The sequence below is a fragment of the Rothia sp. HMSC065B04 genome, assembly GCF_001812285.1.
In the GTDB taxonomy this organism is placed as follows: Bacteria; Actinomycetota; Actinomycetes; order Actinomycetales; family Micrococcaceae; genus Rothia; species Rothia mucilaginosa.
The window spans coordinates 158,006-173,273 of the sequence record NZ_KV808410.1; the positions used below are offsets into that span (position 1 = coordinate 158,006).

The 15,268-nt window shown below is 59.9% G+C and carries 12 protein-coding genes; 4 read left to right on the forward strand and 8 right to left on the reverse strand.

Translation table 11 applies throughout. The annotated features are described in order from the left end of the window. The first annotated feature begins 31 nt into the window (after positions 1-31). A complete protein-coding gene (locus tag HMPREF2845_RS08020) occupies positions 32-1,330 on the forward strand; it encodes a nicotinate phosphoribosyltransferase (protein WP_070634414.1) in 1,299 nt (432 codons plus the stop codon). Between the two features lie 73 nt (positions 1,331-1,403). After that, on the forward strand, positions 1,404-2,030 hold the full coding sequence (locus tag HMPREF2845_RS08025; RefSeq protein ID WP_070634415.1) for an isochorismatase family protein: 627 nt from the start codon (positions 1,404-1,406) through the stop codon (positions 2,028-2,030). 515 nt (positions 2,031-2,545) lie between these two features. On the opposite strand, the gene HMPREF2845_RS08030 is transcribed toward HMPREF2845_RS08025, so the two are convergent. From HMPREF2845_RS08030 to HMPREF2845_RS08055, 6 genes are all read right to left on the reverse strand, one after another. After that, the gene (locus tag HMPREF2845_RS08030) at positions 2,546-3,970 is read right to left on the reverse strand and encodes a hypothetical protein (RefSeq protein ID WP_070634416.1); all 1,425 of its coding nucleotides are present in this window, start codon (positions 3,968-3,970) and stop codon (positions 2,546-2,548) included. Positions 3,971-4,570: 600 nt separating this feature from the next. Beyond that, on the reverse strand, positions 4,571-6,358 hold the full coding sequence (locus HMPREF2845_RS08035; RefSeq protein WP_005507820.1) for a DEAD/DEAH box helicase: 1,788 nt from the start codon (positions 6,356-6,358) through the stop codon (positions 4,571-4,573). A gap of 321 nt (positions 6,359-6,679) precedes the next feature. Further along, positions 6,680-6,979, reverse strand: coding sequence for a DUF3039 domain-containing protein (locus tag HMPREF2845_RS08040; RefSeq protein WP_005506434.1), 300 nt, complete (start codon positions 6,977-6,979; stop codon positions 6,680-6,682). Positions 6,980-7,269: 290 nt separating this feature from the next. Beyond that, positions 7,270-8,946 (reverse strand): transporter, encoded by a 1,677-nt coding sequence (locus HMPREF2845_RS08045; RefSeq protein ID WP_070634417.1) that lies wholly within the window; start codon positions 8,944-8,946, stop codon positions 7,270-7,272. Then, positions 8,922-9,920, reverse strand: coding sequence for an ABC transporter ATP-binding protein (locus tag HMPREF2845_RS08050; protein WP_070634418.1), 999 nt, complete (start codon positions 9,918-9,920; stop codon positions 8,922-8,924). Before HMPREF2845_RS08050 ends, HMPREF2845_RS08045 begins: the two co-directional genes overlap by 25 nt. A gap of 318 nt (positions 9,921-10,238) precedes the next feature. Further along, positions 10,239-11,252: a tetratricopeptide repeat protein gene (locus HMPREF2845_RS08055; protein ID WP_070634419.1), complete on the reverse strand. Its 1,014-nt coding sequence runs from the start codon at positions 11,250-11,252 to the stop codon at positions 10,239-10,241. A 294-nt stretch (positions 11,253-11,546) separates the two neighbouring features. Between HMPREF2845_RS08055 and HMPREF2845_RS08060 the strand changes: the two genes are divergently transcribed. Beyond that, positions 11,547-12,833, forward strand: a complete 1,287-nt coding sequence (locus HMPREF2845_RS08060; protein ID WP_070634420.1) for an AI-2E family transporter — start codon at positions 11,547-11,549, stop codon at positions 12,831-12,833. 171 nt (positions 12,834-13,004) lie between these two features. On the opposite strand, the gene HMPREF2845_RS08065 is transcribed toward HMPREF2845_RS08060, so the two are convergent. Together HMPREF2845_RS08065 and HMPREF2845_RS09135 are read right to left on the reverse strand one after the other, a co-directional pair. Continuing rightward, positions 13,005-13,823: an alpha/beta hydrolase gene (locus HMPREF2845_RS08065; protein ID WP_070634421.1), complete on the reverse strand. Its 819-nt coding sequence runs from the start codon at positions 13,821-13,823 to the stop codon at positions 13,005-13,007. Positions 13,824-13,889: 66 nt separating this feature from the next. Further along, on the reverse strand, positions 13,890-14,216 hold the full coding sequence (locus HMPREF2845_RS09135) for an ATP/GTP-binding protein (RefSeq protein WP_080562540.1): 327 nt from the start codon (positions 14,214-14,216) through the stop codon (positions 13,890-13,892). A gap of 248 nt (positions 14,217-14,464) precedes the next feature. On the opposite strand from HMPREF2845_RS09135, the gene nucS reads away from it, so the two are divergent. Continuing rightward, entirely contained in the window at positions 14,465-15,178 is a 714-nt protein-coding gene (gene nucS, locus HMPREF2845_RS08070; protein WP_070634422.1) for an endonuclease NucS, read from the forward strand. Positions 15,179-15,268 lie beyond the last annotated feature (90 nt).

Consider the following 15,268-nt stretch of genomic DNA (forward strand, 5'->3'; position numbering starts at 1 on the left):
AAATACCCTAATCCCCCACTACAATAAACACATGGCTACTACTTCCCTTCTCACCGACCACTACGAACTGACCATGCTCCAGGCGGCACTCGCCTCCGGCGCAGCCAACCGTAAGTGCACCTTCGAAGTCTTCACCCGCCGCCTGCCCGCAGGCCGCCGCTACGGCGTCCTCGCAGGCACCGGCCGATTCCTCGAAGGCCTCGCTAACTTCCGCTTCAACGACGAAGAACTCTCCTTCCTCTCCTCCCGCAACATCGTCAACAAAGAAACCCTCTCCTACCTCGAATCCTTCACCTTCAGCGGCAACATCCGCGGCTATGCAGAAGGCGAAGCGTTCTTCCCCCACTCCCCCGTCATGCAGGTCGAAGGCACCTTCGCCGAAGCATGCGTCCTCGAAACCTACCTGCTGTCCATCCTGAACTTTGACTCCGCCGTGGCGAGCGCCGCCTCCCGCATGAGCGCAGCCGCTGGCAACCGCCCCTGCCTCGAAATGGGTTCGCGCCGCGCCCACGAACGCGCCGCCGTCTCCGCCGCACGCGCCGCCGTGATTGCCGGCTTCGCGGGCACCTCCAACCTGGAGGCTGGCCTGCGCTACGGCCTGCACACCATCGGCACCAGCGCCCACGCGTTCACCCTGCTGCACGACAGCGAACGTGAAGCGTTCGAGGCGCAGCTGCGTTCCCTCGGCGCCCGCACCACCCTGCTCGTCGACACCTACAACGTGGACGAGGCGGTCCGCCTCGGCGTGGAACTCGCGGGCGAAGAGCTTGGCGGCGTGCGCCTGGACTCCGGCGACCTGGTCGCCACCGCGGCACGTGTGCGTGAACTGCTCGACTCGCTCGGCAACACCCACACCAAGATCACCGTCACCAGCGACCTGGACGAGTACGCCATCGCATCCCTGGCGGCAGCACCCGTGGACTCCTACGGCGTGGGCACCAAGCTGGTCACCGGCTCCGGTGCGCCGACCTCCTCCATGGTGTACAAGGTCGTTGAGCGTGAAAACTCTGCCGGTGAAATGCAGCCGGTCGCTAAGGCATCGGCTGGCAAGGCGTCCATCGGTGGCGCCAAGCGTGCGGCCCGCCGCCTCAACGGCATGGGCATTGCGACCGCCGAGGTTCTGGGCACCCACGAGGACCCGAACCTGCTCGAGGACACCCGCCCGCTCATGGTGGACTTCGTCCGCAACGGCGAGCTGCTCCCCGGCTTCACCGGTGAGGAAGGCGTGCGCCGCGCGACCGCCCGCCACGCAGCCTCCCTGGCTGAGCTTCCCGAAGCTGCCCGCCGCCTCTCGGAGGGTGAGCCGATCATTCCGACCGAATTCATCTAAACCACCCTTCTGAGATACTGTTTTCACCTGGCGAATCAGAGTGAAAACTCATTCCTACTTGTAAAGGACAGACATGTCTAAGGCACTGATTATTGTTGACGTGCAGAACGATTTCTGCGCCGGCGGCGCCCTCGCCACCGAGCGCGGTGCGGACGTTGCCGCGCTGATTAGCGAATACGTGGAGAACAACCACCACCGCTACGACGCGATTGTCGCCACCCAGGACTGGCATATCGATCCGGGCTCGCACTTCTCTGACACCCCCGACTACGTTGACTCCTGGCCGGTGCACTGCGTCGCCAAGAGCGAAGGCTCGCAGATTCACGAGAACCTGGACACCGACTACATTGAGGCGTACTTCCGCAAGGGCCGCTTCGAGGCAGCGTACTCGGGTTTTGAGGGTCTTCTCGCCCCTGAGGATGAGGTCGCAACCGGCGAGCACGAGCCTGGTGCGGATGCGTCTGAGGACGGCCCGCAGACTCCCCTGTCGGAGTGGCTGGATGAGCGCGGTATCGAATTCGTCGATATTGTCGGTATCGCCACCGATTATTGCGTGTCGGCAACCGCTCGCGATGCGGTCGATGCAGGCTACGAGACTCGCGTGCTGCTTGACCTGACCGCGCCCGTGCACGAGGACAAGCTCGACGACGTAGTTGCCGAGCTTGAAGATGAGGGCGTCGAGGTGGTTGAGGTTCTCTAACCTCCACTATCACTGTAGGTAACTCGCCATTTCAGGCGGGTACTAAAGATACAGAGACGCTGAATATACAGAGGCGGGGAGCCTGGGATAGTACATCCCAGGCTCCCCGCCTTTTCGTAGGTGTATACCTTCTGGGGTTATCTGTTCTGACAACCCAAGGCTGTGGTGAACATGTTTTGGGTGTAGCGAAGGCCCGCAGGCATCAAAGTGCCTGCGGGCCTTCAGGTTGGCGCATTACTACCAACCTTTTCCTCAAAGCCATTGGTTTCACCGTTGAGACTCAACGAGACATCACTCAATGGCGTTCTCCGTGAGTGGCCAAAATACACCAAGAGACCACTCGCCAGAGAAGCACACAGCCCTCTTGCCAGATATGCGCGGATGCACCTCTGGGGGACTAAAACTTAGGGGTCAGTTCTCCCGTTCCTGAGGAAAATTTCAGGAGCGGGAGAACCGGAGGGGCTAGTATCTAACCCACCGAGCAACCCAAGAGGGGGACTCGGATACGCACACTATTAGGAGCGCTTGCAGAAGGTAATCTCCACGGAACCGGGGTTACGAACGCCGGCACCGGTTGCACCGTTGCCCGAAGACTCAATAGCACCATCAATGACATTGGAAGCCAGGTAAGAGCCACCTGCACCACCGGCACCAGCCTGGATACCATAGCTAATGTTCTGACGCAGACCATTGGGAGCAGTGTTACCGTTCCACTTCTGGTTGACCAGAATCGCGGAGAGTGCACGTGCAGCACCGGAGCCACCGCCACCGTAGCCTGCGCCACCACCGGAGGAAACAATCGCCTGGTGACCGTTGAAGTTGAAGCCAACGTCAGGGTAGGTCATGTAGCGAGGAGTACCGGTAGTACCGCCACCGGGGTACACGGTTTCCGGAGTGTTCTTGTCATTGTTGTCCAGCTGGTAGGAGTATGCAGAAGTACCGTCTGCACCGTTACCGTTGAAGCCGCTACCACCCTGCTTACCTGCCGCAGAGGAGCTGAACAGTACCTGGTTGTTCTGACTCGAGAAACCAATGGTGTCGAAGCGGTTGCCGGTGGGCAGACCGGGCTTTGCAGCACCGGCGCCGCCGGTACCGTTTGCACCGCCCTTACCAGCAGCGCTACCGATAGAGATTCGAGATGCTCCGGTAGTGGGATCCTTCGGCTCAGTGTAGTAATCGATACCTTCGATACCGTCAGAACCTGCAGCGGCGGTTGCAGAGCCACCACCACCAACTACACGTGCGGAAATAGGAATGTTACGGGGGCGCCAACCGGCATCGATAGCCTTAGGGTTGTAGTATGCACCATCCTTGGGATCATTCTGTGCAACGTTGTTAGAGCCACCGGCCACAGTAATACCCGCACCGCCGCCGCCACCAGCGACAGCAACCACGGTGCCATCGACGACCAGAGCGGAGGAACCACCACCGGAAGAACCGTACATGGCAGGACGCTTAATCATAGAGTCCTTTTCCCAGCGGTTGTTCACCTCAGCGATAACATCGGAGGGAATGGTGAACGCGGGGGTGCTACCACCGTTACCGTAACCTTCACCGCCGGTGACGGGCTCAGAAGGACGGCCGTTGACAAGCTTGCCAACACCACCGGCAGCAGCAACAATTTCAACAACCTGACCTTCCTTGACCTCGATAGTACCGGTCAGCTTAGCACCAGAGCCACCCTGAGCAGCATCGCTGAGCACGGTGCCACCAGCACCGCCGATAATCGTGAAGCTAATCTTATCGACCTTGGCGGGAACCTTGAACTTCTGGACGGTCTTAGCACCTGCAGCGGTACCAGAGATACTGTAAGCTGCAGAGCCTTCGGGCTTGCACTCAGTGGAGGATGCAAAAGCGGGAACCGCAGCGGAAGCTGCGACAACCGGAGCAGCCCATGCTGCGCCAGCAACAACCTTGCGGCGAGAAATGTTAGTAGACATGTATGTCCTTCGAGAGTGATATCTTGGGCACTCACTCTCACCAAGAACGCGGCCGATAAATCCACGCAGGGCAGAACGCACACACAAAAGTGAAGATAGCGTGCAGAAGAGAGTGAATGCATGATGTTTCTATACAAGCGTCAGCCCCTGCACGCCCAGAAGATCAAAAACACATAGGTCAGCTTCAAAAGCACAGGGAAACCCAACACTTGGAGAAAGCATACCCCCCCCCCGTATTAAAATTTCAAGCGAAAAACGCACACAATCTTCCATAAACCCACTTTGACATGCAGTATTCAACCAGTACTTGAACTTTTATTCGCACACACTTCTCCCCTAAATCCCTCTGATACATCTTCCATAAACAACCTTCAGACGATGTTTTTCTCAAATTAGGGAACAAAAACCAACATTAAGTTTTTTAAGAACCACCTATTCCCACTATCTAACCAACTCATTTTCTCCGCGTATGTGTTTTTAAGCACCTGAGAGAACCTTCAGGTAAAAATCACTCAAAGAACTACAGGTACCCTACATACGCAAGAAGCCCCGCGAGCGCATGCGCACCCGCGAGGCTTCTCTCTACGTTCTATTCATGTTCTAGCGTCGACCCACGAACCAGTCCGACAGCTTATCGATACGCGCCTGAATCTGCTCAGCAGAAGCCTGCGCGACCGCCGGGCCGCCACAAATCTTACGCAGCTCATTATGAATCACGCCGTGCGGCTGACCCGAACGAATCGACCACGCCGCCACATTCTTCGCCAACTTATTGCGTAGCTCCTTCAACTGGCGGTGATCCACCACCGAAGGCGCCGCAGTCGCCGGGCGGCGTGCCGCATGCTCACGCTGATGCGCTCGCAGCAGCGTACCGACCTGTTCGGCATCCAGCAGGCCAGGAATACCCAGGAAGTCCTGCTCCTCCTCGCTACCCACGGCAAGGTTGCCGGAGGCGAACTCGGCGCCGTCGAACAGCACACCGTGGAAGGACGCCTCGGAGCCGAGCGCCTCGAACTTGCCGCGTGCCAGCTGCTCGGAGGCGCGCTCCTCGCGGTTTGCTTCTTCGAGCAGGTGGTCATCCAGCCCCTCAACCATGGGGTCGATTTCCTGGGGTGCGCCGCGGTCGAGGGCGTGGTCACGTTCTACTTCCATGTCGTTGGCGAGCATCATCAGCTGCGGCACCGACGGCAGGAACACGGAGGCGGTTTCGCCGCGCTTGCGGGCACGCACGAAACGACCGATAGCCTGGGCGAAGAATAGCGGAGTGCTGGTGCTGGTGGCGTACACACCCACGGCGAGGCGGGGCACGTCCACACCTTCGGATACCATGCGCACGGCGACCATCCAGCGCTGCATGCCTTCACGGAATTCGTCGATTTTTGCGGAGGCTTCACGGTCGTCAGAGAGGATTACGGCGGGGTATTCGCCGGTGATTTTCTGAATCTGTTCGGCGTAGGCTTTGGCGTCCGCGTGGTCGGTTGCGATGACGAGCGCACCGGCGTCGGGCACGGTGCGGCGCACCTCAGTCAGGCGCTTATCGGCCGCCGCGAGCACGGTCGGAATCCATTCTCCGTTGGGGTCGAGGGCGGTGCGCCATGCCTGGGAGGTGATGTCCTTGGTGAAGCCTTCGCCGAGGTTTGCCGCCATTTCCTCACCAGCGGAGGTGCGCCAACGCATCTGGCCCGAGTACGCCATGAAGATGACCGGGCGCACCACGTGGTCCTTCAGCGCGGGGCCGTAACCGTAGGAGTAGTCCGCTTTGGAGCGGCGGATACCGTCATTGTCGACCTCGTAGGTGACGAACGGAATCGGGGAGGTGTCCGAACGGAACGGGGTACCGGTCAGCGCCACGCGGCGGGTCGCGTCGTCGAACGCTTCACGCAGGCCGTCGCCCCAGGACAGCGAATCACCGGCGTGGTGAATCTCGTCAAAAATTACGAGGGTCTTCGTTTCCTCGGTGTTGCGGGCGTGCAGCTGCGGCTTATTCGCCACCTGCGCGTAGGTCAGCGCCACGCCCTTGTAGTGGCGGCTGATGGTCACATCCGCGTTCTTGAAGTTCGGATCAATAGGAATACCGACCTTCGCGGCGGCGTCTGCCCACTGCTTTTTCAGGTGGTCGGTGGGCGCCACAACGATGAGCTGGCGGACCGTGCCGCGGTTAAATAGTTCCTTGGCGAGGGTCAGCGCAAACGTGGTTTTACCCGCGCCGGGGGTTGCGACTGCCATGAAGTCGCGGGGGTTGGTTTCGAAGTACTTCTGCATGGCTTCTGCCTGCCAGGCGCGCAGGCTGACGGAAGTACCCCAGGGGGCGCGGTCGGGGTATGCCGGGGAGAGCTTCGGCTTCACCATACTGTCGAATAGGGTGGGTTCCTCTGCGGGTGCGCTCATTCTCTCCTTCTTCCTCGTCTGCCTCTGCTGGTACCCTCTGCCGACTCAGGGCAGGTGCCTCTCCCCCGTTAGGAGGTGGCGCTCTAGTGTTCCTGATGCTCTGGCGGTCCGGGCACAGCGAGGTTAAATTCTAGCACCACATCCGCGGGTTGGGCCGGGCTGTGGTGCAAGAATTTGGTGCTCGTCAGCAAAGTCTCATGAGCGGTGTTGGGCCGTTGAGTCTTGCTACTGCGGCGTGTTATTTATTCGTATTTATTCAGGCGTATCGCCCAGGTTGTATCGCCCCGGTTGTGTTGTCTGAAGCGTGTCGTCTGACGCGTATTATTCGCCGGAGCCGTTGTCACCGTCGTTGCCCGGTGCCAGGCCTTCGTAGATTTCCTTGCACTGGGGGCAGACGGGGAACTTCTGCGGGTCGCGGCCGGGTACCCACATTTTGCCGCAGAGGGCACGTACAGGTTCACCGGTCAGCGCCGATTCGAGGATCTTTTCCTTGCGTACATAGTGGGAGAAGCGCTCGTGGTCGCCGGGTTCAGAAAGCTGGGTTTCTTCGCGTTCGAGCAGGGCGGTGCCACCTGCGGTTCCGGGGCCAAAGGGGTCTTCGATGCCTTCGATCGAGCTCATGTTTCTCCTTGATGATGAGGTGGGATACATAGGGTGAAGGGCGCCGCTGCACGGTTGGGTGATTGGCGCCTTCTCTATTTTAGTAGCAGTTGGGAGGTGCTGAGCCTACGGGCGGTCAATATGGAGGCAGGCCACAGCTCAACCATAGACTCCGGTGCCTTTCGGGCACTCCCCTGCGCCTCTTTCCGTTAGAAGTTCGGGCGGCACAGAAAAGGGGTTCCGCGCCAGACTTAGTACCTAACACGGAACCCCTCTCGTTTATTCCTGATGTGCTGGAGCTTCGACTCTTGTTAGTTCGCTTGGAAACGTGCCACGCGTTCCAGCATCTTGGAGCTGACCTTGTCGTAGCGGTGACCGCCCCACGCCACGCCACCCACGAGCAGTGCGGCACCAATCAGGAGCTGAATCAAGCCACCGAAGACGAGGGTTAGTAGATCTTGGGTCACGAAAATGTACACAACAACCGAGATACCGCCGGGTAGTGCGCTGAGCATCACCAAAATAATGGTGAGCATCAGCAGTAGCTGCTTAGCGAAGCCCTCATTGTTCTTCGGGTTCTTGAACGGGTTAGCCCCGGGAGGCGCCACGGGCGGACTAATGAAGGTGTCCATCACGCTGCCCATGCCAGCCGCTGCGGCGAGCACGCCCAGCTGGTGCATCAGCACAATGGGGAAAAGCTCCAGGTGCCCATTTGCCGCTGAGGCGACGAACACCATCACCACTACGATCGGAACCATCAGGATGCTGTAACCCCAAAGACGGCCGATACGGTCGTCAATACCGCGTAGCGGGGAGAGCACATGCAGGCTGAATGCGGTGTTGTCGTAGGAGACGAGGTAGCACATGTAGTAGCCGGTGAAAACGGTGCAGAAGTACATCCAGAATCCGAAGAGCTGCATGACGCCGCTATTGATAATCTGGTTGGCTTCAGCCGCGTTGATGCCATTAAAATCAACATGAGTTTTAACGGACCCTACAGAGCTCAGGAACAGCGGCATGCCCACCGTCAGTATCAGGTAAAGCATGGCGGTGCTTACGGTTAGCAACTGCAGACGGTTGTCTTTCATGAATGAGTGCAGGGTTCGTGCTGCCACGGCGCCACGCGGGGTTGCGGGGAACCGTGCAAACAGGCCCAAATCGCCTGCAGCGACTTCGGCAGCGCTGGCGTGGTGGGCGCTACCGCCCACATTCGCCATGGAGCGTGCCAGGTTCTTACCCCACAGCCACCAACCGCCGACCAGGTAGACGAGGGTCAGAGCCAGGCAGCCAAGGGCGGCGCCCATATTGCCGCTCGCCATAAAGTAGGGCACCGCAAACGCGGAGCCGAAGGGGGTCACGCTGAGCCACGGCAGGTAGGGCAGCACCTCTTCCCAGTGCTTGGTCAGGTAGGTTATCGTTCCACCGAAGATAAAGCCGGCGCTCATCATCAGTAGCATGGCAACGATCATCAGGGTATTGGCGATGCGCGGGTTATCGTTCAGCGCCATGCCCAGGCGGTTAGCGAGGCGCGCCCACACCATGAGGTTCGCAAGGCCGAGCACGCAGCAGATGAGGTACACGACCAGCGCGAGCGGCTGCGATATAAACGCGATCGCGCCCAGCAGCACGGCAATGATGCTGGCAATGCCGGGGATACCCACGAACCCGCCGAGGAACTGGCCCTTCTGCAGGGTGGAGGGTTTGATGGGGAAGAGCACGAATCGGCTCTCGTCCAGGGTGCCGTCCAGTCCGCTGAAGAAGATAGGGACGATAGCCCAGGCGAGCGCAATAACCGCGCCTACCAGGAGGGTTCCGAGCTGACCGTATTCGGGTACCTCCGAGTTAGCGATAACGTATGCGGAGCCGAGGCCGAAGAGCATACCGCCCGCATAAAGCGCCGCAAAAATCAGGCCGATGAGCGCCCAGATGCTTCGGCGGAAGGAAGCGAGCACATACTGCCACTTTAGTGAGACGAGGTGCCCAACCATGACAATCCTTCCGAGGAGGTGCGGCCACCGACCAGCTGCACAAATCGTTCTTCAAGGCTCACGCCGGCGCGTACTTCGTCGACGGTTCCGGCGGCGAGAATACGGCCGGAGTCCATGACGGCTACGTGGTCGCACAGGCGCTGCACAAGGTCCATCACGTGCGAGGAGATAATGACAGTTCCGCCGGATGCGACGAAGCCGCGCAGAATGTCCTGAATATTGGCGGCAGAAACCGGATCGACCGCCTCGAAGGGCTCATCCAGAATCAGCACGGAGGGTGCGTGGACAAGCGCGGCGGCGAGCGCAATCTTCTTGGTCATACCGGCAGAGTAGTCGGCGACGGCGCGGCCCGCAGCGTCGGTCAGGTCCATGGCCGCGAGCAGATCCTTAACGCGGGAGGCGACGGTTTCCTTATCGATTCTGTGCAGGTAGCCGGAGTAGGTGATGAGCTGCTCGCCGGTGAGCTTGTCGAAGAGGTGCACGCCGTCGGGCAGTACACCCAGGTGTGCCTTGGCTTTGAGCGGGTCGGCCCACATGTCGATGCCGCGCACGTAGGCGGTGCCTTCGTTGGGCTTGAGCATGCCGGTGACCATGGAGATGGTGGTGGTTTTACCGGCACCGTTGCGGCCGACCAGTCCGTAGAAGGATCCGGAGGGGATATCCAGGTTGATGCGGTCGACGGCGACCTTCTGACCGAATGCCTTGGTGAGGCCGCGGATTTCGATGGCGGGGCGGGCGCCAGCGGTCGGTGCGGTCTGCGGGGTGACGGGTAGCTGCGGTGCTACCGATGCGGGAACTACAGCTTCTGGAGCTGCAGGCTCAGGGTTTACAGCTTCCGGGGCTACAGATTCGGGGACTATAGCTTGAGGTACTGCCGCGGCGGGTGCTTCCTCTACTGCGGTCTCTAGTACCGGGTTCTGCGGCGAACCTGGTTCTTGCGGGTTCGGGTCCTGGGGAAAGTGACTAGTGTTCATATTTTCACCCTACCACCCCCCCATGAGGTCTAGCAGGTTTGGTGATGAAACCTGCATTATTAAGTACTCACAACGCATATTATGGACATTCCGGAGTGCTATAGATACCATCCAGCCGCACTATCAGACAGGTTGAGTCGATAAACTCTCCCCACCCTCAAAACCGCCAAAAACTGCAAAAACAGAACGGGCTACCGCCTACCCCGCAGCCCGAGTGCAGGGGTAGACGATAGCCCGTCCGTATTCAACGTTTCAGCCGCCTAGATTAGCCAGAGCTAGCTAGACCGGCTCATGACGTTTCCCGGGTGACAGCTATTTTTAGAACAGCGCCATGGTCAGCGCCGCACGCGCCTTGACGGTGCGCGGGTCAGATGCACCCACCACGTCGAAGAGCTGCACGAGGCGCTCGCGCACACGCGCCTTATCGTCGGGACCTACCGCGCTGAACAGGCGCAGCAGACGGTTGTATGCGTCCTCCACGTGACCACCGACCAGGTCCAGGTCGGCTACGTTGAACGCGGCGTCAATGTTCATGGGGTCTGCCGCGGCGGCCGCACGTTCGGTTGCCATGTCCAGGTCCTTCACGCGGGCGAGCAGTTCAACCTGTTCCAGGCCGAGCTTCGCTTCCTTATCGCCGGGGTTCTCGGTGATTGCCTTGCGGTATGCGGCGCGGGCGCCCTCCAGGTCGCCGCGGTCAAGGGCGGCGACGGCTTCGGCATGCAGGGGCGGCAGGGGCTTTTCGTCGTCAGGAACGACCGGGTCAAAGCCGCCGGGCAGCTGGTACTGTGCCGCGAGCTGCAGAACCTGGGAGAGCACATCGCCGAGGTCTTCTGCGCTGACCGGGCCGGTGTAAATCGGTGCCGGGCGGCCCGCCAGAACAGCAACACCCGCGGGCACGCCGCTCACGCCGAATGCCTGGGCAGCTTCGGGGAGCTTGGTGACGTCCACGGCGGCGCAAATCATGCTACCTGCGGCGGAGTCAACGAGCTTCTGCACGCCTTCGAGCATCTGCAGGGAGGAGGGCGAGTGCGGCGCGTAGAGCGCAAAAATCACGGCACCCTGGCTGGAGAGCTGCACGAACTTCTGGAACTCTTCGGGGGTGTTGACCTCGTAGCGCCAGGTGGGAGCGGAAGGGGTCTGCTCGCCACCCTGCTCGCCAGCAGACTGTGCCGCTGCGTTCTGTGCCGCGTTGGGGTTCAGTTCCATGGCGTTACGTACGGAGGCGGGAATCTCCGGCGCTACCCCGTTCTGCGCTACACCACCCTGCGCGACGTTACCCTGTGCCGCGTTCTGGGATGCGCCGCGGTCTGCCGGATCAAAAATAATGCTCATCCTGGGCTCCTTTACGTTCTGTACCTATTGTTGCGTGCGGGCTAAATCCTTCACGCGTTCCTTCCTCTATTATCCCCACAACGCACCGTTGCGAGCGCCCGTTCTCTGTCGCCTACGCTCTGAGCTCATGCCGGGGATAGCGTTTGGGCTATTGCCCGATCCGTCCCGCAAATATCTCTCCCACATGCACTCCCCTGTCCTTGGGATTCACCGTGGACGCCGTAACAAAGTAAACCAGCCGGTAGAATGGCACAGTAGAGAAAAAATACCCGGAATGATTCGGAAAGGAAGAGCATGAGCGAGAAGAAAGCCTCAGAAGCTCCCGCAGAGACGACCTCGTCCTCCGAGACACGCAAGAAGGAATCCCTCACCGATCAGTTAACGGAGACCTTCAGCGAGATAACCGAAAGCATTAGCCAGGTGCGTTCCAAGCGCCGCCGCGCGTCCATGCCTCCTACGGATACCATTCCGGTGGTCCCCGCCGCTTCTGAGGATGCGCCTCCCGCACCGAAGGTGGTCGGCAACGGCAAGACCTCGATGATGCATAACCCGGTCGCTTTTGGTTTCCTCATGACCGTGGGCGTGGGTCTGGCGCTCTTCGCCTACTACATTTTCAATAATGTAGGTGCCCTGGTGGGTTGGGTGACCGGCGCTATTTTCATTGCTCTGGGTCTGGACCCGATTGTGCGCCGCCTGGAGTCTTGGGGCATTAAGCGCGGTATCGGCGTGATTGCTGTGCTTGCTGGTTTTGCTGGCGCTGTGACCGGTCTGGTGATGACGATTGGCCCGGTCATTAGCGAGCAGGCGTCTAAGTTTGTTCAGTACGCGCCGGGTATTTATCAGAACACGATTGATTCTGATTGGTACCACGAGCTTGATCAGCGTTTTAGCATCAGCACCTGGGTGAATGAGAACGTCCCGAAGTTCTTGGAGTCGACGTTCTCCTCTTCGCAGGTCAATAGCTTCATGTCGAGCCTGGTTTCTGCGGGTTCTACCCTGGCGCAGAGCGTGACCGGCGTGATTATTGTGCTGTTCCTGTCCCTGTACTTCCTCACGTCGATGGACACGATTAAGGCGTGGGGTGTGCGTTTGGCGCCGGCGTCTAAGCGTGTGCGTGTCAAGTACATTACCGACAAGATTACTGAGTCGGTGGGTAACTACGTGATGGGCCAGGCGATGGTAGCCATTCTGAACGCCCTCTTCGCATTCTTCATAATGTTGTTCTTGGGCTTTAGCTTCCCGCAGTTGATGGCTTTGGTCGTTATGATTCTGGCGTTCATTCCGCTGGTTGGTGGCGTGATTGCGCTGATTTTGACCTCGCTGATTCTGCTGACTCAGGACTGGAGTCTGGCGCTGTGGTTTTCGGTGGCGTACTTCCTGTACTTGCAGGTGGAGGCGTACCTGATTTCTCCGCGTATTATGGCTCGCGCTGTCTCGGTTCCTGCCGGTGTTGCGATTATTTCGGTGGCTGCCGGTGGCGCGCTCTGGGGCGTGCTGGGTGCGCTGATTGCTATTCCGGTGGCAGCTTCCATGCTGATTCTGGTGCGTGAGGTGTTCATTCCTCGCCAAGACCAGTTATAGTCACCGCCCAACTGTAGTCACCTCCAGCTGTAAACAGCTCTAGGTTTCTCTACGCGCTCGCTACTCTTCCCGCGGGGCACGCATCGCGTATAGATACGAAGGCGGCGGCTTTGGATGTTCTATCCAAAGCCGCCGCCTTCATGCTTTATGCCGTGTTTTTATGCCGAACTTTTAGAGCTCAGTGATTTCTTCTGCCACCGGGCCGCTGTATTCGGTGGGCAGTTCGGTGGGTGCACCGGTGACGATGCTGACCACGGTGTTGAGGACCTGCTGCACGGACTTCTCGCCCACCCACAGGTGCTTGCACCCCTCAAAGGGAATCACCCGAGTGCGCGGTACAGCCGCGAAACGCTCACACGCCGCCGGAGGCTGCAGGTAGTCGTCGTGCTCGGGCACCAGCGCGTACAGCGGGTTCGCGATCTTGTTCCACTCGTCCAGCTCAGCCGGGTGCACACGGTGCAGCGGCGGAGAGAGCAGAATAGCGCCGGTGAACTCGTCCGCGTATTCGGGCGCGTACTTGAGCACCAGCTCGGTGCCGAAGGACCAGCCGACCAGCCAGGGGTTCGGCAGGGCGCGCTCGCGTACGAACTTCAGGATTGCGTCGAAGTCCTTCTTCTCGGCAAAGCCGCCGTCAAAGACGCCTTCGCTGGTGCCGCGAATCGAGGAGGTGCCGCGAGTGTTGAAACGCAGCACCGCAATGTTCGACAGCGCCGGCAGGCGGAAGGACGCCTTCTTGTACACGTGCGAGTCCATGTAGCCGCCGTGGGTGGGTAGCGGGTGGAAGGTCACCAGGGTTGCCTTGACTTCGCCTTCGGGCAGGGCGAGTTCACCGACGAGGCGCTTGCCGTCCGCAGTGGTGACGGTAAAGTTCTCACGGCGTGCCGGAAGCACAGTACGTGCCTTAATGGGGGTGGGCTCAGCGGCGGTGCTGAAGACGTAGCGGGCGGGATCGAATTCCTGCTCGCGGGTGATATCGGCGGTGTTGCTCATTGCGTTCCTTCAAGAAATGGATTCGAGAATATGGTCTTGGGCTGCGCCTCAAGTGCACTGTTCAGCCTATTTGCGGCGGGTGCGCCAGCAGTGCTGATGCCAGTGCCTGCGCTCGTCGATGGCGCGGCTACGGCCCATCGTGTGGCTTTCTTGCCACACCACCAGGTGCGCTGTTCTGGGCGGAATCGGGCGGTAGCATTCGGGGCAGGTGTAGGTTTTTTGGGCGTTGACGGCGGGAATGTATTGCACCAGCCAGTCACCGTATCGGTCACGTTCCAGTCGGGGTGCAGGATCGAGGATCCTGCTGATATCACGCCCTGCGGGTGCTTGACGGTGCCACTTATCACTGGTGGTGCCGGATGCTCGCCTGCCGGGATGATTCTTACGTGCCATGAGCCCTATTCTACCGCGCCGCTCAACTATCTCTACCTACCTACCCTGCCGCTGTTCGCTCTGCGCTCTTCCTCATACTGGCGTGGTACTCATGCTGAGGCGGTACTCCCCCGCTCTGTGCCGCACCTCCCTACTGTGCCGTACTTCCCTACTGTGCCCCCGTACCGCGACCTGTACCAAGCTCAAGGTTCCCTAGCTCATACCCTCACCTGCTAGAGCCAAACACTCGTACCTGCTAGAGTGGACGGATGCGTATTGTCATTGCTGAATGCTCCGTAGATTATGAGGGCCGCCTCCGCGCCCACCTGCCCCGCGCTACCCGCCTGCTGATGGTCAAGAATGACGGCTCCGTCCTCATTCACTCCGACGGCGGTTCCTACAAGCCTCTGAACTGGATGAGCCCTCCCTGCTCCCTGCTGGTGGCTGAGCGTGAGGACGTTCCGCATAGCATCCGTGAGGACCTGGAGTCCGATGTTCAGCAGCTGTGGACCGTTCAGGCGGCTAAGAGCGATGACCGCCTGATGATTCGCATCTACAAGATTGAGCACGAGCACGCCACCGATTTGGGTGTTGATCCCGGCCTCATCAAGGACGGTGTGGAGGCTGACCTGCAGCGTCTGCTCGCCGAGCAGATCTACACTCTCGGTGAGGGCTATTCGCTGGTGCGCCGCGAGTACCCGACCGCTATCGGTCCGGTAGACATCATGGCGAAGGATGCGCACGGCGTCTCCGTGGCGGTCGAGCTCAAGCGTGTGGGCGATATTGACGGTGTGGAGCAGCTGACCCGTTACCTGGAGCTGCTCAACCGTGACCCGCTACTGGCACCGGTACGTGGCGTGTTTGCGGCGCAGACGATTAAGCCGCAGGCTCGCACCCTGGCGGAAGACCGCGGCATCCGCTGCGTGAGCCTGGACTACGACGCGATGCGCGGCGTGGACGACTCGGCTGACCGCCTGTTCTAGCTGACCGCCTGTTCTAAACGGCTCTAGCTAGGCGGCTATAGATAGCTTGAGGGGCGCCTCCCGATACATGGGAGGCGCCCCTTTTCTGCG

Excerpts from the sequence above, each read along its gene's own strand:
- HMPREF2845_RS08045 (WP_070634417.1), bottom strand. The coding sequence starts at position 8,946 with ATGGTTGGGCACCTCGTCTCACTAAAGTGGCAGTATGTGCTCGCTTCC.
- HMPREF2845_RS08040 (WP_005506434.1), bottom strand. The coding sequence starts at position 6,979 with ATGAGCTCGATCGAAGGCATCGAAGACCCCTTTGGCCCCGGAACCGCA.
- HMPREF2845_RS09135 (WP_080562540.1), bottom strand. The coding sequence starts at position 14,216 with ATGGCACGTAAGAATCATCCCGGCAGGCGAGCATCCGGCACCACCAGT.
- HMPREF2845_RS08035 (WP_005507820.1), bottom strand. The coding sequence starts at position 6,358 with ATGAGCGCACCCGCAGAGGAACCCACCCTATTCGACAGTATGGTGAAG.
- HMPREF2845_RS08065 (WP_070634421.1), bottom strand. The coding sequence starts at position 13,823 with ATGAGCAACACCGCCGATATCACCCGCGAGCAGGAATTCGATCCCGCC.
- HMPREF2845_RS08030 (WP_070634416.1), bottom strand. The coding sequence starts at position 3,970 with ATGTCTACTAACATTTCTCGCCGCAAGGTTGTTGCTGGCGCAGCATGG.
- HMPREF2845_RS08025 (WP_070634415.1), top strand. The coding sequence starts at position 1,404 with ATGTCTAAGGCACTGATTATTGTTGACGTGCAGAACGATTTCTGCGCC.
- nucS (WP_070634422.1), top strand. The coding sequence starts at position 14,465 with ATGCGTATTGTCATTGCTGAATGCTCCGTAGATTATGAGGGCCGCCTC.
- HMPREF2845_RS08050 (WP_070634418.1), bottom strand. The coding sequence starts at position 9,920 with ATGAACACTAGTCACTTTCCCCAGGACCCGAACCCGCAAGAACCAGGT.
- HMPREF2845_RS08055 (WP_070634419.1), bottom strand. The coding sequence starts at position 11,252 with ATGAGCATTATTTTTGATCCGGCAGACCGCGGCGCATCCCAGAACGCG.
- HMPREF2845_RS08060 (WP_070634420.1), top strand. The coding sequence starts at position 11,547 with ATGAGCGAGAAGAAAGCCTCAGAAGCTCCCGCAGAGACGACCTCGTCC.
- HMPREF2845_RS08020 (WP_070634414.1), top strand. The coding sequence starts at position 32 with ATGGCTACTACTTCCCTTCTCACCGACCACTACGAACTGACCATGCTC.